The sequence below is a fragment of the Dysgonomonas sp. PF1-14 genome, from assembly GCF_029892965.1.
Taxonomy (GTDB): Bacteria; Bacteroidota; Bacteroidia; order Bacteroidales; family Dysgonomonadaceae; genus Dysgonomonas.
In genome coordinates this window covers 65516-87374 of record NZ_JARXWN010000019.1, presented here as the reverse complement: position 1 = coordinate 87374, position 21859 = coordinate 65516, and the positions used below count along the sequence as shown (strand labels likewise).

Here is a 21859-nt window from a genome sequence, read left to right as displayed (position 1 = left end):
TCTGATAAGTTAAAGGGTTAAACTTTTTGTTTATTAAGCAATACAAACTTAATTGTTTGCCCTTTAACTGTCAGATCAGATCGAAACTATTTCACTATAGATGAAGAAAAGAAAGAAGTGACTCAGATTCAATAGTACACTGAACCACTTCTAGTTGTCTGTTATTCTGTGTCTTTCGGTTCTTCACCTTCAAACTCTTCACCCTTCTCATAGTAGAATTCAGGGTCGAAGTCCTCTTCTTCGTCATCCCAGTCTTCTTCAAGGTCGTCTTCCTCGGGAATGTATTCTTCTTCCTCACTGAATTCGACAGTCTTGATGTCCAGATTGCGGTGTGAAATGTCGAATGACTTCCTGTATTCGCCATCGGCATTCAGTTCGCGCCACAGCAGGTCTTTGAGTGCTGTGATATTCTGTCCGGTAATGGATGATATGAATATGTGAGGTATCTCCGGCAGGTCGGCTGCCAGTGCTTCCATCAGTTCATCGTCCAGCATATCCGATTTGGAGATAGCCAGTACTCGGCTTTTGTCGAGCAGCTCAGGGTTATATTGAGCCAGTTCGTTGAGCAGTATCCTGTATTCCTGATGTATATCGTCCGCATCAGCAGGCACCATGAACAAGAGAAGAGAGTTACGCTCGATATGACGCAGGAAGCGCAGTCCCAAACCTTTGCCTTCGCTGGCTCCTTCTATAATGCCCGGTATATCGGCCATCACAAACGACTTGTAGTCGCGATAGCTGACAATCCCGATCTTTGGCTCCAGTGTAGTAAACGGATAGTTGGCTATTTTAGGCTTGGCAGCACTTACAACCGAGAGCAATGTAGACTTACCTGCATTAGGGAATCCTACTAGCCCTACATCGGCCAATACTTTGAGCTCGAGTATTACCCTGCGCTCTTCGTATGGCTCACCGGGCTGTGCATAGCGTGGAGCCTGATTGGTAGATGTCTTGAAGTGGTTATTTCCGCGACCGCCTTTACCACCTTTCAGCAGGATCACTTCCTGTCCGTCTTCGGTTACGTCACAGAGGTATTCACCTGTTTCGGCATCATAGGCAACAGTACCACATGGCACATCTATGATCTTCGATTCACCGCTTTTACCTGTACTTAGCCTTCCCGATCCACTTTCGCCATGCCCGGCTAGTATATGGCGTTGGAACTTCAAGTGGAGCAGTGTCCACATATTACGGTTTCCACGAAGGATTATATTTCCTCCGTTCCCTCCGTCACCTCCGTCAGGCCCGCCTTTAGGAATGTACTTTTCGCGGCGGAAGTGGGTTGAACCTCTTCCTCCTTTTCCCGAGCGGCAATATATTTTGACGTAGTCTATAAAATTCGAATCTGCCATATGCTGTGATGTCTTTTTAGATAACAAAGGAAGTTATAAGACCGCAGGCGGCTTATAACTTCCCCGATATAATTTGATATTATTATTTTACCTTATCTACGGCCTCTGCTATGAGGTTGAAGATTTCGTCAACCGTTCCCACTCCTTTTATTGAAGTCAGTTTGCCGGTTGTCTTATAATGTTCCTTAAGCGGAGAAGTCTGATTCTTGTAAACATCAAGACGGGATTTGATGGTTTCCAGATTATCGTCAGAGCGTCCCGATTGTTGTCCGCGTTTGATGAGGCGGTCTATCAGTTCGGGCTCTTCTACTTCGAGGCTTACCACAATAGATACTTCCTGTCCTCTGTCTTTCAGCATTTTCTCGAGTGCGTCGCTTTGTGCGATAGTGCGTGGAAATCCGTCGAAGATAACGCCTGCGGAACCTTTCTTACTGTCAAGCACATTTGCCAACATGCCTATTACTACATCATCGGGAACCAATTGCCCTTTAGAAATGTAGCCTTCGGCTAATTTGCCAAGTTCTGTACCGTTCTTCATTTCGGCGCGTAGGACATCTCCTGTAGAAATATGTGCAAGGTTATACTTTTTAATAAGGTTCTCACTCTGAGTTCCTTTACCGGAGCCGGGAGCTCCGAAGATTATAATATTCAGCATGATATATTGTTTTTATTGATCTTTCAGTTTATAGATGTCGGAGAGGTTACGGCCATACCCATCATAGTCAAGCCCATATCCTACAATGAAATCGTTCGGAATTTCTAAAGCTACATAATCCAGTTGTACCGGCTGTTTCAGGGCATCGGGTTTTAGCAACAGTGTCGTTACCAGTATTTGCTTTGGTTCATCGCAGACAAGTTGCTCCAGCATGAGAGTCATCGTGTGACCGGTATCTACGATGTCTTCAACAATGACTATTGTGCGGCCTTTTATATCTTCTTCGAGCCCGTATATCTCTTTTATCTTTCCGGTTGAGGAAACTCCCTTGTATGAAGATACCTTCACAAAAGAGACTTCGCAGGGAATAGTTATCCGTTTCATCAATTCTGATGCGTACATGAACGAGCCGTTCAGAATGCAGATGAATAAGGGGTCTTTGTCGGCAAGGTCTTTGTTCAGTCTTGCTGCCACCTCGTCTATAGCCTTTTCTATTCTGTCCTGTGTCAGAAATAGTTCAAATTCTTTATCTCTAATCTTCACCGTTTTCATGGGCGCTTCCTTTTCTTAAATATTATTAAACTGCAAAAGTAGTATATTTAGCTTAATTGTTCATAATGAATTGCTTTTTAAATATCCGAAAAAGGACAAAATATTTTCAAATAGTTTAAAATATGCCCGAATATGCTATGTTTATCCCGCCTTATTATATATAATACTATTAAAATAGAGGACAAAAATTTACACAATGACTAAACGTCCGGAATTAAAAAGGGATTCAATACAGAATCCCTCTCTATTATTACAATGCGTATTATTATTGTGGCACGCCGTACACTTCTTCACATGGTTGGATGATTACCCAGCCATCTCCTTCAAACATCATCTGGAAGCTCTCACCGCTTCCTCTACCGATAAATGTTTTAAGAGAAATGTCTGTTTTCATCGTAGGGGCCAGATTGCCAGACCAAGCAACTGTTGCATTAGGGTCAGTAAATACAGGCTGTCCCGGTTTTACGATCAGTGTCATCGGGTTACCATGAGTTGTGATAGCAATATGTCCTGTTCCGCTAAGACGAGCTTGGAACAGTCCGCCACCCATAATGCCGGCAACACTCTTCATCATTTTCACTTCCGATTTCACCGACTCTTCATGTGCAAGGATGTCGTTACCATTCACATTGATCGATTCGTTCTCAAGATACAGTATGCGCACTCTCTTTTCGAAATCGGCAGCATAAACTCTACCGTTACCGGTTGTTTTCATCATTGTAGTACCTTCACCCGATACAGCTTTTTTCAGCAGGTTACCAACACCTTTGCTGAGCATGCCTTCTCTCTCAAACTTTATATTTCCTGTATAAGCTACCATTGCTCCTTTTTTCAGCATTACCATTTGGTTGCTGATATTAAGTTCCAGCATGTAAGGGCTTTCGAGTTGGAAGAAATCATTTTTAGATTCATCTTGTGCAGTCTCTTCAATAAAAGCTTTAATTGAATACTTGTTCATAGGGTTAAAGTGTTTTTGATTTATAATATAATTATTGTGTGTTGTTAAATTTCAATGGATCTCTTAATTAAACGTCTAAAATAATATTTTTTCCGGTACTACAAAAAAAAGCAAATTTTTTATTTACACAAAATCTATAATAGCAAATTTATTCTTCCACCAGAGCAAAGTCTAATTGCTTCCGCTCCAGATTAGCTTTCGCTACTTTTATCTTCAACGGATCGCCCAGACTGTATGTACGTTTATTGCGACGTCCGCGTAGGCAATAATTCTTCTCATCGAACTCGTAGAAGTCATCATCCAGATCGCGAATAGGGATCATGCCTTCACATTTGTTCTCATTTATCTCAGCATATAGCCCCCATTCGGTAATACCCGAGATAACAGCATCGAATACCTGCCCCAGTTTATCGGACATGTATTCCACTTGTTTGTATTTTATAGAAGCACGTTCGGCATTAGCAGCCAGTTGTTCCATGCTCGAACTATGCTCGCATTTGCTTTCGTATATTTGTTTACTTACACTACGTTCTCCGCTCATATACTTGGTCAAAAGCCTGTGCACCATCATGTCCGGATAGCGGCGGATAGGCGAAGTGAAATGCGTATAATATTCGAAAGCAAGCCCATAGTGCCCTATATTGGCTGTAGAGTAGATTGCCTTAGCCATAGCACGAATAGCAATAGTCGATATCAGGTTCTCTTCGGGTGTACCGCCTACTTCGTCCAACAGATGGTTTATCGATTTCGATACAGCAGTTTTTGAGCCGTCTACTTTAATCTTATAACCAAAACGACGGATAAATTCGGACAGATTTTCCATCTTTTCGCTATTTGGCAGGTCGTGGATACGATAAACGAATGTCTTGGCTGTTTTGCTTTTCGGCACTTTACCTACAAATTCTGCTACGGTGCGGTTTGCCAACAGCATGAACTCCTCTATCAGTTTGTTGGATTCTTTCGCGTACTTGAAGTAAACACTCAGCGGCTTACCTTTTTCATCTATCTCAAATCTTACTTCGTGTCTGTCGAATGCAATAGCTCCACTATCGAAGCGTTTGTCTCTCAGTTTCTTTGCAAGGTCGTTTAATTTTAGTACCTCTTCTTTGAAGTCACCTTCGCCTGTTTCTATAATATCCTGAGCTTCTTCGTATGTAAATCGCCTGTCGGAATGGATAACTGTGCGTGCAATACGGTACTTTTTTATATTAGCTTCATCGTCAATGTCGAAGATGACAGAGTAGCAAAGTTTATCTTCATGCGGACGCAATGAGCACAGATTGTTACTCAGTCGTTCGGGAAGCATCGGAATAGTCCTGTCTACAAGGTAAATAGAAGTTGCACGGCTTTCCCCTTCTTTATCTATGATATCGCCTTCTTCTACATAGTGGGTAACGTCTGCTATGTGTACGCCAACTTCCCAAAGTCCCTTTTTAAGTTGTTTTACTGACAGTGCATCATCAAAGTCTTTGGCATCGCGTGGGTCGATGGTAAAGGTAGTAGTGGCACGCATATCTTCGCGTTTGGCAATTTCTTCCTTTGTGATTTCATCAGATATTTTGTTTGCAGCCTCTTCTACCCTTTCCGGATATTTATAAGGTAGTCCATACTCGGCAAGGATAGCATTCATTTCTGTATTGTTCTCTCCTGCCTGTCCGAGTATATCGATAACCTTCCCTATCGGATTCTTGGCTTTTTTAGGCCATTCTACAACTTCTACCAGTGCTTTGTCGCCATCTTTTCCGCCATGCAGCTCATCTTTCGGGATGAAAATGTCGTTAGCCAGTATTTTGCTGTCCATTACAAGGAATGCGAATTGCTTCTGCACATCCAGCGTTCCTACAAATGTATTTTGTTTACGTTCGAGTATCTCTACTACTTCTGCTTCGGGGTCACGTCCTTTGCGTTTGGCCAGCATCTGTACTTTCACTCGATCGCCGTTCATTGCATGTGCCGAGTTGCGTTCGGCTACAAATATGTGAGAAGTCTCTTCGTCTTCGCCATCTGCATTAAAGAAATTCTTACCATTGCTGCGTCTTTCAAAAACACCTTCGAGGAACAGTCCCCGATTGTTCGATTTAAACTTTCCTCTTGCAGTTTCTATGATAAAGGCATCTTCTTGCAGGTCGAAGAGTATATTGTTTATCAATTGTTTTTCTGCCGGTTTTTTATAGCCTAGCTTTTCTGCTACCTGTTTGAAACTGAACGATTCCGTAGAATTCCGGTTGAAGAAGTTTACGACTGTATTTATCAGATCAGTTTTTGTTTTTCTTTTTTCAGTTTTGTGAGTCACTTTTTTCTTACTCATAGTATTCGTTATATCTTTTATATATTTTTCAAATAAATAGCATCTTTTTATTTTTAACTAAAACCTGACAAAGATGACATAAATCAGAAGCTTTTAGCCGTTAGCTTTTATGCCTTTCTCTCTGCGCCTTCGCGCCTTTGCGTGAGGTGAATTTTAACTAAAACCTGACATTTCTCACAAAAAATTCAATCTTTTAGTTTTTGAACTTTATATCCTTTAAATCGTATGCTTATCAAAGACCGCTTTTGGTTGTTAACAGTTGACTGATCGCTGCTAACTGATATATAGATAAAGGATAAATAAAAAATGCAGGGTCTAATACCCGTTGGTATTATTCAATTATTACAACATTTTCGCATCCCGAATGTTTTATATCCATGTTGTAAATCTCATCTTCAAATGTACAAAAAAGAATTAGTAACTGTTTAAATTTGATTGGCAATCTTATTTTGTGTTATTTCAAATATATTTTTTTCTTTTTATTCGAAGGTTTAGCGGGTTAAACCAAGAATGAAAAGTAGAAAATAGAGAAGAATGAATAAAAATAAGAGCCAAAGAATAATAGGAAACAGTTATATGAAATATTTTCGGTCAAATTTAAACAGTTACTTAATGTTGCTATCTGAAATTCTACGAATGAGAGATTATTCTAATAAAATATGTAATTTTGCTCTCCATTTAAACTATAAACAATGTCTTGTATCATCAATATAGAAACTGCTACGGAAGTATGCTCTGTAGCCGTATCGAAAGATAAAGAAATTATTTTCCTGAGAGAGGAAGAGAAAGGTCCTTCACATGCTGTTCTTCTCGGACAATTTGTAAATGAAGCTATCCAATACCTTCGTTCGGCAAACATATCGCTCGATGCTGTTGCTGTCAGTTGTGGGCCGGGCTCATATACAGGACTGCGTATCGGTGTGTCCGAAGCCAAAGGGCTTTGTTTCGGGCTGGATATTCCATTGATTTCGCTTAATACATTAAAGATTATGACATACGGCGTCCGCAAGAATAATAATCCGGAAGATGGGACATTGCTATGCCCGATGATAGATGCCCGCCGTATGGAGGTATATGATGTGCTATACAATAATGAGTTACAGGAAATTAAATCCGTTTCGGCAGATATAATCGAAGAGGGTTCGTTCAGTGAATATCTGAATGAAGGCAAGGTATTATTTTTCGGTAATGGAGCAGATAAGTGCAAAGCAGTACTTAATCATCCGAATGCCTTATTTATAGATAATATCCATCCTCATGCTTCGTATATGGCAGATCTGGCAGATGAGGCTTATCGGAACAGGTCGTTTGTTGATGTAGCTTATTTCGAACCTTTCTATCTTAAAGAATTTGTAGCTACCACTCCTAAAAATAAAGTATTACCTCTGACCGGAAAGTAAATTATTCCGTAAAATAATATTCGAATTATTTGGATTATAAAATATTATAACTACATTTACGAAAAAATAGTAGACCTACTAAATATAAATAAAATGGAAAAACTTACCCATCAGGAAGAATCTGTTATGCTTCATATCTGGCAACTTAAAGAATGCGTTGTAAAAGATATAGTGAACGAAATGGAAGAACCCAGACCTCCATATACAACGGTGGCGTCTATCGTGCGCAATTTGGATCAGAAAGGTTATCTCAACTCGAAGAAGTATGGTAACGTATGGGTTTACAGTCCCAGAATAGACGAGGATGAATATAAGAAAACCTTTATGTCTGATGTAGTGAAAAGCTATTTCGAGAACTCCTATAAAGAGCTTGTCTCTTTCTTCGCGAAAGAAGAAAAGATATCTCCGGACGAATTACTTGAGATCGTAAAAATGATAGAGAAAGGAAAGTCTTAACCTCAAATAATGCAAGGGCATGGATAACACAATAATCATATATCTGATAAAAGCTTCACTAGCCCTCATATTATTTTATGGGGTATATATGCTTTTCCTTCGCAAAGATACATTCTTCACGATCAGACGATTCTATTTCCTCTTTGCCGTATTCTTCTCATTGATATTTCCCTTAGTCAGTATAGAAATACCGATAGCAAACGAGGCACAAATGCAGATTCCTGTTTACTGGCTCTCCGAGATAGATGCAGTTACAGTATCGCCAAAAGAAAACCCCTCATTGAGTATGACAGTTTACTTCCTGATCGGACTGTCTGTTATTTCTGCATTATATGCCTGCCGGTTTATTGTACAAATACTCAGTCTACTGAAAGTGAGAATGAAAAGTGAGTCCGAAAAAACAGGCTCTTGCAGGATAATAAAACTGGAAGGCAAAGAAACCTCGTCATTCTCCTTTTTCCATTGGATTTTTGTCGCACCTGAATTATACAACACCTCCGGACAGGATGAAATTGTCGCTCACGAACAGGCACATGCCCGGCAATACCATTCCGTAGATGTACTGATATTCGAGGTACTGTGCATCTGCTTCTGGTGGAATCCTTGTGTATGGCTGCTAAAAAGGGAAATGAAAATCAATCTTGAATATCTGGCCGATCAGGGAGTGCTGAAAGCCGGATTCGACCAGAAAGAATATCAATATATATTGCTCAAAGCATCAAATAGAAGTACTGGTATACCACTTATTAATAATTTCAATGTCTCACAACTTAAAAAACGTATTACCATGATGAATAAACAAGAAACGTTTATAGGCAAAGCCTCCAAATATCTGCTGGTTGTTCCGGTCGGGCTGGCTTTACTATTGGGAAATGCCGCACAGGCATCGCCTGATCTGATAGATGTTATATCTAATAAAACTGCCATATCCGATGATTATTCTCGGGACGATCTTCAGGTTCCTCAAAAGAAGGACGGTGTTTATGCTTCAGTCGAAAAAATGCCGCAATATCCGGGTGGAGAGTCTGCCATGTTCGAATATCTGGCAAAAAATCTGAAATACCCTACTGAGTCCAGCAAAAACAAGATTCAGGGGAGAGTCACCGTTCGCTTTATAGTGAAAAGTACAGGCGAAATATCAAGTGCCACTGTGATACGCGGAATCGACCCCTTATTAGACGCCGAAGCTTTGCGTGTAGTAAATGCTATGCCCGCTTGGATACCAGGTAAGCAGAAAGATAAAGCCGTAGATGTTTATTATGCCCTGCCGATTGTCTTTAAATTGTCAAGAAATAACGCTGCCCCCACATCGTCCAAAGATAAGAACGAGGTGATGGTTGTCGGGTACGGAGACGATGCCTCCAATAGCAAGGTCGGAGTGGCTGGGCTGAAAAAAGGAGGATCTGGTGATGACCGTAAAGCTTTCGTGACCGTAGAACAAATGCCGAAATTTCCGGGCGGGGAATCTGCTATGCAAAAATACATCGGGGAAAATCTGAAATATCCGGAAGAAGCCAGTAAGAATAAGATACAAGGACGGGTTACTATTCGCTTTGTTGTGTCCGAAACAGGGGCTATTACAGATGCTGTTGTTATCAGAGGTATCAGTCCGGAATGTGACGCCGAAGCCCTGCGCGTGATAAACGCTATGCCGAATTGGACTCCGGGCAAGCAGAATGGTAAAGACGTTTCCGTATATTTTACCTTGCCTATTGTTTTCAGGCTGAAAACAGATAAAGCGCCCGTCACTAATCAGTTAAGCTCGGAGCCTATTAGTAAAAGTCTCTTTGTATTAGATGGTAAAGTTATTGATAATGAAACATACCTGTCTTTAAATACAAGCAAGATAGAATCTGTCAATATAAAAAAAGATGCAGCATCACTGGCTAAATACGGCACTGCTGCTAACGGAAAAGAAAACGTAATAGAAATTACGACAAAGAAATAATCACATTCAATACATCCCTTCTTATAAAACAGGGGCTGACCGCTCTTTTGGAACTACCCTCCAAAAATTAGACTGATTAATTCTTAAATTAATAACGAAAGGGTTCGGTTTGAGAAAAGATTTAAATTATTAGGGACAAAAGGCAAAAGTTAGCATACTTAAACAGCTGACATTTAGATATATAACCCAACGCGAGTTCGATGTAAAAATAGTATGTAATCAATTGTTTTCCAAAATATATGGTGCAAACTTCGTGCCCTTTGTCGTTTTTCTTTGTGTCCTTTGTGGTAAAAGAAATAAGATTTAACCACAAAGAGTACAAGGTTTTACACAAGGCTCACAAAGAAAACATATAACTAGCTGATATTTAAATACTATTATTTCGAACTCACGTCATTTTAACTAAAACCTGACAAAACTATTTTTTTGCTACTCTCTCTGTAGCCTCCCCTTGGGGGAGGTTTGGAGGGAGGGTACTGCTAACTGACATACAGATAAACTTCCCCGATTGCCTTCACATTCATTCAGATATATAAAAGTAATGGAGGAAAGCATTACTCTCCTCCATCCTTTATAAATGTGTTATGATAGAAGACTATTACTTCGCAGACACAGGATATTTGTTTCCCTTGTAGCTTTTCAGCATAGCGCGTGTAGAACCGAATTTCAATTTAGTATCGAGCCTCACCGGCATACGGTTGTCATCATTGGTTATGTATACTTTCATCGACTCCTCCTTGTCTTCAAAGGCATCGGTCTGTATGCTCAATACGAGTTTCATACAGCTATACGTTTTTTCGTCATTAGCTTTAATGTTTTCCAAACCTTGATATTCGATCACCATATACGATTTCTTCTTGCCCGATATAAAGTCAACACGGGTTTCACTGCCTTTGCTCATTTGAGAGTAGTCGAGGGTGCGAGCATAGAATACGATACTTGCCATGTCATATACGCATCCTTTGGCAGTCATAGTCTCATCGAATTTCTGTTGGCCGTCCCTTACTCTTTTAGTATGCACACTTACTCCCGTAGCATTGTAGGTATAACTCATATTCTCTATCGTATGATTCTTACCCTCTTCTGCGTTCTTGTAGAAGGCAAGAGGTACAAGCTGCTTGGTCGTATAGGCAGTGATGGTATCGTTTATGCTGAATATTTTCTCTACCATACCCGACGATTTGGCAACCAGTGTAATTTTATAGGCATCCTGTCCCGCATATTTCAGCGATGTAGTATTCAGAGTTGAAGTACCGGCTTTCATATTTACCAGGCCTTTTTTGAAGTAAAGGTCATACGTTAAGGATTCACCTGCCTGAAAGTATTTATTATCTACTTTACATTGATTTTGTGCACTCAGATTTACCGAAGCTAAAAGAATTAATGCTATTACTGTTACTTTCTTAATCATAGTTTTGTCCTTTTATTGTTCAACCATGTCTTAATATTGGTTGCTGTTAGACTGGTTGTTGTAATAATTGTTGTTTCCTTGTCCCTGTATCTGGTTATTGGTGTTCGTATTTCTGTTCCTTCTTCTGTTTTGTTCGTTATTTTTCTGCTCCATTTCTTCCAGTTGCTTACGTCTCGATTCTTTTTCCTGAGGTTTTTGTTTTGTTATTTCCAAAGGTTTCTGATTTATCAGCGATGTCGGATCTATCATCCACACATCTGCTTCGTCGTACTCGAAGAACGCTTTTATTTCAAACACCTTGGGCGAATAACAAACCATCTCGGGTTGAAGATTCTTTTCGTAGTCTCCTGTGTCCCAGACACCGTTGTTGTTTGCATCCAATATAATGCGGGCATAATACGTTCCCGGATTAAGATCCCGGAATAAGGCCGCATTATCTTTGACTCGTGCTTTTCGAATTGGTTTATCCGACTTATCTAAAAGTTCTATAAAAGCAGGTATGGTATCTACCCCGCCAACCCTTATAGCCAGCTGTCCGTACTGGTCTTCGGATTTTACTTTAAATTTCTGTTCCAGTTTATTATTCCACAGTCCGTATATGCCATGAATAGCTGCCGAGTCTATTTGCAGGCGGAATTCATTTTCGTATACCCACCGGTGCTTTATTACATATTTTCTTGGATTCAGAGGATCGGTTTCCAGTTGTAACGGCACATCGAGATATACGGAGTCTTTCAGTTGCTGAAAGCTAATCTTTGAAGCCAGACTGTCGGGATGCAGTATTGGTTGGTCAAATTCTAAAGTGATGTTCTTATACGTATCCCACGCCGCTGTCAGGTTATTGGCTACATTCAGGAATGTTATTTCGGGTTCTTCACCTTCCTTTCTCTTCTTTTTCTCTTCTTTTTCTTTCTCTTTCTCCGATTTCTTCCTTGTGCGGTCTACAAATCGCAGTGTATCGGTGAAAGGGACGGACTGGTTCAGGGAGTCTGTTCTCAGATAAGTGATGCGCATATTTATCGTATCCATCGCTATCACATCCTTATCTTTGAGCCAGTATGTGAGTGTGTCGTTTTTCACTGAACGTTCCAATATCGCCCAGTCTGCACTACCATCGAAGCTCAATGGTTCCAGCTCGGGCATCTCGGTGGGTGCGCCGAAGAAGATGGTAAGTTTATTTGGTGTACGCTCATACTTTTGCAGATATTGTCGCTGAAAGCTCGATTTAAACGATCTCAGCACAATATTGTCGGGTAGGAAGCGCGTATATTCTATTGCTTTGATGGTGTCTATGACCTTTTTTGAAGTGTCTACATACAATGTGTCGTATCGTGTAGCCCTTGTCGATGTAGGTTCCAGTATCTCATCCAAAAAAGCGATCGCCTCACCCGGATTATCGTACATATAGTCGCGGTTGGTATCATCGAGTGCAAACAGCCTGTAATTACCATGCGCTACACCCCTTATCGTAAATGCTCCCGCATCATTCGTGCGCGATATACGTTCAAATTTCGTCTTTGTAAATGCCGTATCGTTCATGTTGGAGTGTAGTCCTACATAAATACCTTTCACAGGTTCCAGATCTTCTGCATTCAGTACCTTACCCGATATTGCTAATGAATCGACGACATCGCCGGTAGAGAATGAGAAAGAGAAGTTTTCTACAGGGTTTTTCTCATTGTTGTCCACTATCGAATTGGTAAAGTCAATGGTATATGTTGTGTTCGGGAGCAAAGTGTCTCTCAGTTCCACAGTCACCCGCTTGTTTACGGTGTTGATTATCGGAAACGATTTCTGCGGCGGGGTAATAATAACATTTTCGGATGGCTTCTCTATCGTTACATTTTCATCGAACTCTATTACTACCTTGCCTTTGGTCACATTCGTGGCATTGAAAGCCGGAGAACTTTTCATTACTTTCGGCGGTTCGAGGTCGTAAGCACCTCCGCTGGGAGTAGCCATATTTGCACATGCTGTAGCTATAACGGCAACCAGAATCAGAATTACCGATAGAAGAATGTTATTCTTAAAAAACTGTACCATCCGGTTATTTTATTTTAACGCAAAAATACAATGTTTTAAACATATATATGTCGTGAAGTCTATAAAATAGCTTAATTGAGGACTTTTCTGACCGATTTCCCGAGTACGATCTGGCTTTCATTCCCCATGTTGAACAACAGGTCGACAATACTCACATTAGGTGTAAAACCGAGTTTTTGCCCGAATACCTGATAGTAGGGAGTGGGGGTAAAATCAGAATCGAGGGCTCTCCAATCTTTCTTTGGATGAATAAGCTCCCGCATATCAAGTTCATTATCGGCAAATTCCGTTTTATAATTCTGCGTATGATTTATTGCAGGTAAGTCTATATTCAGCAGTTCCAATATCAGATGGTGTAGCCCCTCGTTGAAGTCAAATAGAAAAGTCTGTTTCTGATGAAAAAACGGATGAAAATCGTCTCTGTAATACTCAAAAAACGGAGTAGAATTGTATGCCGATACGATTGCATTCCAATGCATGTGCTGCCAGTTATCGTGATCGGCGATACGTATATCTTTCATCAGAGTTTTCTCTTTCGAAGAATGTACGACCGGTATAGACAACGATATTGCTCCGTTTGCCGATACAATGGTGCATCGGTTACGATAGGTCTGTTTTATGTAATTATCCCATTGCTCTATATAAACAGTTTCGGCAGAGAGGAATTTTGTATAATACTGTATGGGAGCCAGATATGCTGAAGATAGATAGATATTCATGTGCTGAAAAGTTTATTCTACAACTGACAGACGACGTTCTTCATCGGGACTGTACCAGACAAATTGCGCTTTGCCTATAACACTCTTGAACGGAATAAAGCCTAGTGTGCGCGAGTCCAGAGCGTTTTCGGTATTGTCTGACAGCATCCAGTAGTAGCTATCACGGAAAGTATAAGTTCCTTGCTTGATGCCGTCTATTATTAATATGCCTTTATCGAAAAATACATCATTGCCCTCCTGCTCGAGAAGAATGATTTGCCTGTATATAATAAGGTTGTTTTCGCTCAGCTCTATTGTCTGTCCTTCGCAGGGAATTGCAAACTTGTAACCGGTAAGTGTATCGGTGCTGTAAATCTGTAGCTCCGTACTGTCAGGCAGATTCTTGCTGAGCAGATAAGCTTCGTAGCGGCTCATTTCCATAAAGAGGGTGTCGCCTATACGGTCTACGCCGTCGGCTTGGATGCCGGATTTGTCTATAATGCCTTCTATGTTTTCGTTTCCGGCAGATGCCGTTATCCGGTACTTGTATATTGTATTGGGTGACGCTGTGTATGTGTTGTTGTTCACTGTGAATATTCCATCTGTAAGTTGAATGGTATCACCCGGCAATGCTACACACCGGCACAGTATGAGGCTTCGTTTATCCAATGGCTTGTCTGCTTCGGCAGGGTTGTTGAACAGGACTACATCGTTTTGTGAGATATCACGAGAGAGGAGCCTTTTGTACGGAGCCTGTAATGCAGTGGAATAAGTATCGAAAAAGAAAGGTACACTAAATATAGTTATGGGCATGCGTATGCCATAAGCAGTTTTGTTTATCAGTATTTTATCTCCTTTTTGCAGAGATGTTTCCATCTGCGATGATGAAACGGAATAAGATTCGAACAAAAAACAACGCACAAATAAAACAATGAGCAAAGTAACCAAGATTACTTTGCCCAGATAGATGTATATGTTTTTCTTGTTTGAAGACATTATTTCATCCCTCAATCAGATTTACTATTTATCATTTCTTATTACCCGAAGTGAAGAGTCTGCTCCAACGGATTTTTCCGCCAAACCAACTCTTGTCTTTGTCCAGTGACAACCATACAAACAGTGGTTTACCCACAATATGATCTTCGGGGACGAAGCCCCATGCGCGAGAGTCGGCTGAATTGTCTCGGTTGTCACCCATCATAAAGTAATAGTCGAACTTGAAGGTGTACGAGTCTGCCTGCTGCCCGTTGATATATACTTTTCCATCACGAGAGTCGAAGTCGTTATGCTCATAGTTCTTAATGCAGCGTACGTATGCAGCCACTTTATAGTCGACATCAGTATCAAATGTGATCGTTTCCCCACGTTTCGGTATCCATATCTTAGGGAAGTCGCCCGGATAGGCGTCCTGCGTATAGGTGATAGGATAGGTAAAGTCTGCCGGGTTTACATCCAGCCTTTTCATTCCTGATTTCTTATAATACAGGTTATAGGAAACCACAGAAAGGATGAACGATTTTTTCTCCAACTCATTTATCATCGCCTTTGTAAGGGGTAATGGATATACAAGTCCGAAGCTACCGTCTCCCGCCTTGAATCCTACGTTTGTCCGAGCCAGGCTGTCAGTCGCATTTTGTACATTCAGCGAAAGTGGATTCGTTATGTCGTCATTGCTGATGCCCAGTTCATCGAACATGGCAGGAGTTATTGCCGTACCATCAGTTTGTACAAAATACATCTGCTGTTTGTTTTCGGGACTGGCGATAGGCTGATCATTGATGAAAACAGTATCGTTTCTGATCTCGAGATTGTCTCCCGGCAGTCCAATGCAGCGTTTCACATAGTTCTCGCGCCTGTCTACAGGACGGTAAACGACATCGCCATACTCGGATTTATTACCCCATACCACGTTTCTTCCATCGCGTTTACATATTGCATAATAATCGGCATTCTGGTAATTGAGTGCTACCGTATCGCCCGACGGATAGTTGAATACTACAATGTCGTTACGTTCGATATGGCCTGTTCCAGTAAAGCGTTTGTACTCCAGTTGTGGTTTCTCCAGGTACGACTTGAATCCAAAAAATGGAAACGTATGTTGCATCAGGGGTAGCGAGAGTGGTGTCATTGGAGAACGTGCCCCATAACTCACCTTGCTTACACATAGGAAATCGCCTACGAGCAGTGACTTCTCGAGTGATGATGAAGGTATCTGATAATTCTGAAAAAAGAATGTATTGATAATCCATACACCTACCAGAGCGAATACAATGGCATCTACCCAGTCGAGAATTTTTCGTGCGGCAGGATTTTTGGCATTACGCCATGCTCCCCAAGGAATATATTTTGTGATATATATGTCGATGAAGACAGGGATAAGGATAAGTACAGCCCAGTAGCCTGTCCAGATGACAAACAGGACTACAAGTATGCAGGCCAATATGCCATATACCCACTGTCTGATGCCGGGTTTACGCTTTCCCTGTGTCTGCTCCCTGTTGTTAGAGGTATTCTTTTCCATATTTTGTTTAAAATTTAAGCATATCATTCATTCCCAGAAAACCTTTTTTGCCATACGTGAATTCGGCTGCAACAACTGCACCCAATGCAAACCCTTTACGGCTTTTGGCATCGTGTTTGATACTGATTATGTCGGCCTCCGACTCGTATATGATCTCGTGTATTCCCGGCACTTCACCCTCACGTATGCAGTGTATTGCTACATCGGACGGTTTTTCTTCTGTTTCCAGATTCCAGCGTTCTTTACGGTCTACATTGTCAATGATACCTTCTGCCAGTGTGATAGCTGTACCACTAGGGGCATCCAGTTTGTGGATGTGATGTATCTCCTCCATTTTTACATCGTAGTCGGAATATTGATTCATTATTTTTGCCAGATATTTATTCAGTACGAAGAAGATATTTACACCCAGACTGTAGTTAGATGCATAGAAGAATGTCTGATTATCGTCGCTGCACGCTTTTTTCACCTCATCCATGTGTTCGAGCCATCCGGTTGTGCCGGCTACTACGGGCACATGTGCGGCAAAGCATTTGCGATAGTTGCTGATTGCGCTCTCGGGAGTAGAGAACTCGATGGCTACATCTGCGCTTTTGAATGCAGGTGAGTCAAAGTCAGCAGCATTGTTTACATCTATTATCGATACGATGGTATGTCCTCTGGAAATAGCGATCTTTTCGATCTCATGCCCCATCTTTCCATACCCTATAAGTGCTATATTCATGTTGTTTGATAGTTAATAATTCGCTAAAGGCTACAAATATACGCAAAAACTTATTTTTAGAAGACTTCTGCTGCTATTTATCCTCTATACTTATTTATTAGTTGGAAAGAATCTGTAAAAATCACCATGTGGAGATTCTAAATATTTAAATATTAACCCGTAGTGCATATAAGCAATTACGGTATTTAATTTGTTAATATTTCGGTTATTTAATTTATGATCAGGTCGATAAATCAGGATACGTCACGGATTCGTCACACCTATAAAAACAAAAAACACTTACATTCCTGTAAGTGTCTCTTTTTCAATCGTCGGGATACCAGGATTCAAACCTGGGACCCCCTGCTCCCAAAGCATAATTTTTGACATTTCATTACTTTTCAAAAAGCATCATTCCGTATGCTATATATTTAACAATCAGCATATATAAGCAATTTTTTTTGTCTTTATAATTTGTTCCGTTTCAAACAATCACTATATTTGCATGCAAATTGCATGTACACTTTTCTGCATACATAATATAAAAAAGCATGTTTAAATATACTAAAGATGGAGTATCTGTGCTAACTGTACTTGATACTCGCCGAACAAAACAATCCGGACTATTTCCAATAAAAGTACAGGTTGTATATAATAGGAAGCAGAAATATTATTCGACCGGTAAAGAATTATCATTGAATGAATGGGAGATTATAGCCGAAACAAAAAGTAAAAAACTTATATCAATACGAGCGGATATTAAAAACTCATTTGATAAAGTAGAAGATGCTGTTCGTACATTGGTAGAAAATGGGAACTTCTCTTTCGATGCCTTAAATATATACTTGGGTAAGCATGTTGGGGATACACTAAATATGGCATTCGAGACAAAAATAAAAGGATTGATTGAGTCCGGCTCAATTGGCAATTCAGATGTATATACATGCGCATATAACTATTTGCAGAAATATGCGGGAAACAATTTACCCTTCGAGTCCGTAACAATTGATTGGTTGAAACGATATGAAAAAGCCATGTTGGAAGAGGGCAAAAGCTATACAACAATTTCAATTTATATCCGGTGTGTCAGAGCATTATTTAATGATGCCAAATCTATTGGGATAATCAAAGAAGCCCAATATCCTTTTGGAAGAGGTAAATATGAAGTGCCATCGGGGAAAGGTCGTAAGTTAGCTCTGAATCTGAATCAGATAAAGCAAATAATAACATATACAGATGGCTCTGAAGCTACAGAGCGTTATCGGGACTTATGGTTTTTCTCTTATTTATGCAATGGGATTAATGTGAATGATCTACTCAAACTCAAATTTTCGAATGTCGATGGGGACGAAATACATTTTTATCGTTCAAAGACTATTCATACAACAAAGGATAAGAAAGAGATTGAAGCTTTGCTAACCCCTGAAATGCGCCTGATAATTGACAAGTGGGGAAATTCTGACCAAAATCCCAATAACTATATATTTCCCTTTCTGACAGGAGAAGAGACACCTTTGGAACAAAAAAGAAAAATACAAGATGTAACCCATCGAATAAATAAACGGCTAAAGAAAATAGGCGAAGCTATCGGAATATCAGGACTGAGCACATATACAGCGAGGCATTCGTATGCAAGCGTTCTGAAAAGAAGTGGAGCCAATATCGCTTATATCTCGGAGAGTTTAGGACATAGCGACCTGAAAACCACAGAAAATTATTTAGCGTCCTTTGAAAAAGAAGAACGCATTAAAAATGCAGCATTTTTGACTAATTTTGAAGATTAAATCTATAAAACACTATCTTTATCTCTAAATATAAACTTATGTCCGATATTCAGAAAATTAGAGCTATTATTGCTCAGGGAGAAGGGATTGAAATTGAGTTCAAGAAATCCTATGAGTTCTTACCTCATAATATTTTTGAAACTATCTGTGCTTTTCTTAACCGGAAAGGCGGACATATATTGTTAGGAGTCAGAGACAACGGGCAAATAGAAGGAGTCAAGGAAGATACTATACAAACTCAGTTAGATTCTTTGGCCAGAGGAATGAATAACCCACAACTAATATCTCCTACATTTTATCTCGGTACGGATGTTATTGAAATTGAAGGGAAGAAAATCATTTACGTATATGTACCGGAGAGTTCTCAGGCCCATTCTTGTAAAGGGGTTATTTATGACAGGAATCAGGATGGAGATTTTCGATTAACAAATCAGCAATTAATCACAAACCTGTATTTACGTAAACAAGACGGATATACAGAAAATAAGGTTTTTCCTTTTTTACGAATAGAGGATTTTGAAGCAGAACGTTTTGATGAAGTCAGGAAGTTAGTTCGCATAACACGCCCGGATCATCCTTGGCAAAATATGTCGAATGAAGAAATTCTTCGTTCGGCCAGAATGTATTTGCGGGATGTTCATACAGGACAGGAAGGATATACTTTGTCTGCCGCTTTAATGTTTGGAAAAGAAAATACAATCGCTTCAGCTTGTCCACATTACAAAACGGATGCTTTATGCCGTAAGGAGGATACCGAAAGGTATGATGACCGTGATGATATTCGATGTAATCTAATTAGTGCATATTCCCGTTTATTGGCTTTTGTCAATAAGCATACTCCCGACAGGTTTTATTTGGAAGGCATTCAGAGAGTGAGTATAAGAGGTGTCATATTCAGAGAAGCCATTGCAAATTTTCTTGTACATCGGGAATATTCAAATCCATTTCCGGCAACCCTAACAATATATAAAGATGTTGTGGTAACTGAAAACTGGAACAGACCTTACATGATGGGACGTATTACTCCTGATAATTTGAAACCGCATCCTAAAAATCCTACGATTGCAAACTTCTTTAAACAATTAGGTTGGGCAGAAGAATTAGGTTCCGGTGTACATAAAATGTTCAAATATTGCCCTATATATGTAAAAGGGACTCTTCCAATTATAGAAGAAGGGGATGTATTCAAGCTGACCATACCTTACGAGGACAAAAAGAACGGTAACTATGATGGTAACTATGATGGTAACTATGATGGTAACTATGATGGTAAAATTTTGAAATTTTGTATTACGCCTAAAACAAGAAAAGAAATAATGGATTATTTGGGAATTAGTACACAGACCAAAAATTTCAATACGCATGTACTCCCTCTTATTCAAAAGGGGTATCTAGATATGACACTCCCTGACAAGCCAACAAGCAAAATGCAAAAGTATATCACAACCGAGAGTGGAAAAAAACGGATATAATCATAATGAATTAATGGACAGCCTTCTCCCCCTTCTCACAACCTACAATACCCTGCTCAAATACCACATCAAAGCAGAGGCGGAAGGTCTATCCGATGAAAGAAGAATAGATGTCCACTTCGATAATCTATCCGATTTATCAGCATTTAAAGCAGAGATTCTGCAAAACTTAGAATCCCAAGACTACAACGAAGACTTTGTTCGTATAGTAAACCGGCTTTACCAACTCAGCCAGACCAACAGCGATTTAGTAGCAGTACATAACCCTGCCTTCAAACAAATTCGTAAAGAATATCCTTTTTCGACAGAGTTAGAAACATTATCCTTCGGTATCTATGAATTTATCCGGGATGAAATATTCAGAGCAAGGGATGAATACGAAAGACCTGTTGTCTACAAAGGATTTGAAGATATAATGACCAATATCGCCGAATATAGGTTTAATCAAAACCCGTATATCCTGTGGCAGACATACTATTTCGTTCCATCGGTTCTCAATCCCTACCTGAAACAGCAACTAAAAGACGTAAAGAATCAGTTGAGCTTTCTTTCTGATACTAAAATCGATAGTTATTTACAGGAGCAGAAAGACCTACATCTGAAAGAAGTAACTGATTTGTCCGCAGGATTTTGCGACCGTAATTTTGTTTTCGATTACCTGAAAGGCAATATCCTGATTGACAGGGAATACATTATCGGATCGGTTTTATCCGATATGCTCGAAAACCTGAATGCTGATGAATATGCCCGGTATATACGGTTGGATTATCCGGCATATACCCGTTTTCAATGGGAGTTCGAGAAGAAAGATTTATCCGGCTATCAGGAACTGGCAGCACTGCCCCGATTCGAACATCTTATCCGTTTGTTAAGCAGCGTCTTTCTGCTCAAAGAACTCGAACAAATACAGACCGCTGCTGATAGTACTCTCCCGAACAAGAAAAAGAGTTCTCTATCCAAGAAGAAAGATAAGGCAGAGAGCGGTAATGAAAATAAACCGGAAGCGGCGATTGAACATATAGAAACTCAGCAAGAAGAAAACATTTCTGAAAAAGAGTTAGCTGTAAAACAGCCGAAAGCAGACTATCTGCTCGACGCCTCTCTCTTAATTGAAGTCTATGAAGAATTTAACGCTGCTTTGTGGGAAGATATAGGTTTGCCCGATTTTCTGAATGTCTTTCGCAATACTATTGAACCCATACCCGGCTTTAAAGTCAAGGATGTCAGCCGTTTCTACTTTCTGCTCAAACAGCTGTGGAAGAACCGTTCTGATATGTCCCTCCATCGCTATGAAAAAGAATGGCTAATTCCGTTTTTAGAAACATACAACCTGTCGCATTCTTCCTATTCCAATCAGTTCATCGAAAAAGAAGGAGCATATAAGCACCGTGCCTTTATCGAAATAGTTGAAGACATCTTCAAAGAATCCCAAGCAAGGACATCAAAATAATCGCCTGATTCATATTAATTCACAGAGCCGGTATCCATTTATCGGCTCTGTGTTTTTTATGCCTATAATAATCAAATAGATACGCTATGAATAAATAGTTCGGAAATACCCGGTTCAGGCAGATTAATTCATAAACTTCTCACACAAA

General features: G+C 40.1%; 17 protein-coding genes. 6 read left to right on the top strand and 11 right to left on the bottom strand.

The features are described 5' to 3' along the window. Positions 1–161: 161 nt before the first annotated feature. From obgE to rnr, 5 genes are all read right to left on the bottom strand, one after another. The gene (gene obgE / locus M2448_RS17895) at positions 162–1352 is read right to left on the bottom strand and encodes a GTPase ObgE (RefSeq protein ID WP_280647507.1); all 1191 of its coding nucleotides are present in this window, start codon (positions 1350–1352) and stop codon (positions 162–164) included. An 82-nt stretch (positions 1353–1434) separates the two neighbouring features. Continuing rightward, positions 1435–2007, bottom strand: coding sequence for an adenylate kinase (locus M2448_RS17890; RefSeq protein WP_280647506.1), 573 nt, complete (start codon positions 2005–2007; stop codon positions 1435–1437). A 12-nt stretch (positions 2008–2019) separates the two neighbouring features. Then, the gene (gene hpt / locus M2448_RS17885) at positions 2020–2559 is read right to left on the bottom strand and encodes a hypoxanthine phosphoribosyltransferase (protein WP_280647505.1); all 540 of its coding nucleotides are present in this window, start codon (positions 2557–2559) and stop codon (positions 2020–2022) included. 265 nt (positions 2560–2824) lie between these two features. After that, positions 2825–3517, bottom strand: coding sequence for an AIM24 family protein (locus M2448_RS17880; protein ID WP_280647504.1), 693 nt, complete (start codon positions 3515–3517; stop codon positions 2825–2827). A gap of 148 nt (positions 3518–3665) precedes the next feature. Beyond that, positions 3666–5825: a ribonuclease R gene (gene rnr, locus M2448_RS17875; protein WP_280647503.1), complete on the bottom strand. Its 2160-nt coding sequence runs from the start codon at positions 5823–5825 to the stop codon at positions 3666–3668. Between the two features lie 692 nt (positions 5826–6517). On the opposite strand from rnr, the gene tsaB reads away from it, so the two are divergent. The 3 genes from tsaB (at position 6518) to M2448_RS17860 (ending at position 9629) form a co-directional block, all read left to right on the top strand. Further along, entirely contained in the window at positions 6518–7225 is a 708-nt protein-coding gene (tsaB, locus tag M2448_RS17870) for a tRNA (adenosine(37)-N6)-threonylcarbamoyltransferase complex dimerization subunit type 1 TsaB (RefSeq protein ID WP_280647502.1), read from the top strand. Between the two features lie 93 nt (positions 7226–7318). Further along, positions 7319–7681 (top strand): BlaI/MecI/CopY family transcriptional regulator, encoded by a 363-nt coding sequence (locus M2448_RS17865; RefSeq protein ID WP_280647501.1) that lies wholly within the window; start codon positions 7319–7321, stop codon positions 7679–7681. A gap of 19 nt (positions 7682–7700) precedes the next feature. Continuing rightward, positions 7701–9629: a M56 family metallopeptidase gene (locus M2448_RS17860; protein ID WP_280647500.1), complete on the top strand. Its 1929-nt coding sequence runs from the start codon at positions 7701–7703 to the stop codon at positions 9627–9629. A 598-nt stretch (positions 9630–10227) separates the two neighbouring features. Here the strand turns inward: M2448_RS17860 and M2448_RS17855 are convergent. The 6 genes from M2448_RS17855 to dapB all read right to left on the bottom strand — a co-directional run bounded on the left by M2448_RS17855 (position 10228) and on the right by dapB (position 17026). After that, positions 10228–11040, bottom strand: coding sequence for a DUF3108 domain-containing protein (locus M2448_RS17855; RefSeq protein WP_280647499.1), 813 nt, complete (start codon positions 11038–11040; stop codon positions 10228–10230). A 30-nt stretch (positions 11041–11070) separates the two neighbouring features. Next, positions 11071–13083 (bottom strand): Ig-like domain-containing protein, encoded by a 2013-nt coding sequence (locus M2448_RS17850; RefSeq protein ID WP_280647498.1) that lies wholly within the window; start codon positions 13081–13083, stop codon positions 11071–11073. A 71-nt stretch (positions 13084–13154) separates the two neighbouring features. Next, complete coding sequence (locus tag M2448_RS17845; RefSeq protein WP_280647497.1) at positions 13155–13802, bottom strand: WbqC family protein; 648 nt, start codon at positions 13800–13802, stop codon at positions 13155–13157. A gap of 12 nt (positions 13803–13814) precedes the next feature. Beyond that, positions 13815–14777, bottom strand: a complete 963-nt coding sequence (gene lepB / locus M2448_RS17840) for a signal peptidase I (protein ID WP_280647496.1) — start codon at positions 14775–14777, stop codon at positions 13815–13817. A 31-nt stretch (positions 14778–14808) separates the two neighbouring features. Next, positions 14809–16302 carry a signal peptidase I gene (gene lepB / locus M2448_RS17835; RefSeq protein ID WP_280647495.1) on the bottom strand — a complete coding sequence of 498 codons (1494 nt, stop codon included), beginning with the start codon at positions 16300–16302 and terminating at the stop codon, positions 14809–14811. Positions 16303–16309: 7 nt separating this feature from the next. Next, positions 16310–17026, bottom strand: a complete 717-nt coding sequence (dapB, locus tag M2448_RS17830; protein WP_280647494.1) for a 4-hydroxy-tetrahydrodipicolinate reductase — start codon at positions 17024–17026, stop codon at positions 16310–16312. Positions 17027–17556: 530 nt separating this feature from the next. Here dapB and M2448_RS17825 point away from each other — a divergent pair. From M2448_RS17825 to M2448_RS17815, 3 genes are read left to right on the top strand one after another with little or no spacing between them, the layout of a single operon-like run. Continuing rightward, the gene (locus M2448_RS17825; RefSeq protein WP_280647493.1) at positions 17557–18789 is read left to right on the top strand and encodes a site-specific integrase; all 1233 of its coding nucleotides are present in this window, start codon (positions 17557–17559) and stop codon (positions 18787–18789) included. A gap of 38 nt (positions 18790–18827) precedes the next feature. After that, entirely contained in the window at positions 18828–20261 is a 1434-nt protein-coding gene (locus tag M2448_RS17820; RefSeq protein WP_280647492.1) for an RNA-binding domain-containing protein, read from the top strand. Continuing rightward, positions 20242–21711, top strand: a complete 1470-nt coding sequence (locus M2448_RS17815) for a hypothetical protein (RefSeq protein ID WP_280647491.1) — start codon at positions 20242–20244, stop codon at positions 21709–21711. The genes M2448_RS17820 and M2448_RS17815 overlap by 20 nt, the downstream gene beginning before the upstream one ends. Positions 21712–21859 lie beyond the last annotated feature (148 nt).

What these genes read in the sequence shown, in the direction of transcription:
- M2448_RS17855 (WP_280647499.1), bottom strand. Translation starts at nt 11,040, where the DNA reads ATGATTAAGAAAGTAACAGTAATAGCATTAATTCTTTTAGCTTCGGTA.
- M2448_RS17890 (WP_280647506.1), bottom strand. Translation starts at nt 2,007, where the DNA reads ATGCTGAATATTATAATCTTCGGAGCTCCCGGCTCCGGTAAAGGAACT.
- rnr (WP_280647503.1), bottom strand. Translation starts at nt 5,825, where the DNA reads ATGAGTAAGAAAAAAGTGACTCACAAAACTGAAAAAAGAAAAACAAAA.
- M2448_RS17850 (WP_280647498.1), bottom strand. Translation starts at nt 13,083, where the DNA reads ATGGTACAGTTTTTTAAGAATAACATTCTTCTATCGGTAATTCTGATT.
- M2448_RS17865 (WP_280647501.1), top strand. Translation starts at nt 7,319, where the DNA reads ATGGAAAAACTTACCCATCAGGAAGAATCTGTTATGCTTCATATCTGG.
- lepB (WP_280647496.1), bottom strand. Translation starts at nt 14,777, where the DNA reads ATGTCTTCAAACAAGAAAAACATATACATCTATCTGGGCAAAGTAATC.
- M2448_RS17845 (WP_280647497.1), bottom strand. Translation starts at nt 13,802, where the DNA reads ATGAATATCTATCTATCTTCAGCATATCTGGCTCCCATACAGTATTAT.
- obgE (WP_280647507.1), bottom strand. Translation starts at nt 1,352, where the DNA reads ATGGCAGATTCGAATTTTATAGACTACGTCAAAATATATTGCCGCTCG.
- M2448_RS17820 (WP_280647492.1), top strand. Translation starts at nt 18,828, where the DNA reads ATGTCCGATATTCAGAAAATTAGAGCTATTATTGCTCAGGGAGAAGGG.
- M2448_RS17860 (WP_280647500.1), top strand. Translation starts at nt 7,701, where the DNA reads ATGGATAACACAATAATCATATATCTGATAAAAGCTTCACTAGCCCTC.
- M2448_RS17825 (WP_280647493.1), top strand. Translation starts at nt 17,557, where the DNA reads ATGTTTAAATATACTAAAGATGGAGTATCTGTGCTAACTGTACTTGAT.
- dapB (WP_280647494.1), bottom strand. Translation starts at nt 17,026, where the DNA reads ATGAATATAGCACTTATAGGGTATGGAAAGATGGGGCATGAGATCGAA.
- M2448_RS17880 (WP_280647504.1), bottom strand. Translation starts at nt 3,517, where the DNA reads ATGAACAAGTATTCAATTAAAGCTTTTATTGAAGAGACTGCACAAGAT.
- tsaB (WP_280647502.1), top strand. Translation starts at nt 6,518, where the DNA reads ATGTCTTGTATCATCAATATAGAAACTGCTACGGAAGTATGCTCTGTA.
- hpt (WP_280647505.1), bottom strand. Translation starts at nt 2,559, where the DNA reads ATGAAAACGGTGAAGATTAGAGATAAAGAATTTGAACTATTTCTGACA.
- lepB (WP_280647495.1), bottom strand. Translation starts at nt 16,302, where the DNA reads ATGGAAAAGAATACCTCTAACAACAGGGAGCAGACACAGGGAAAGCGT.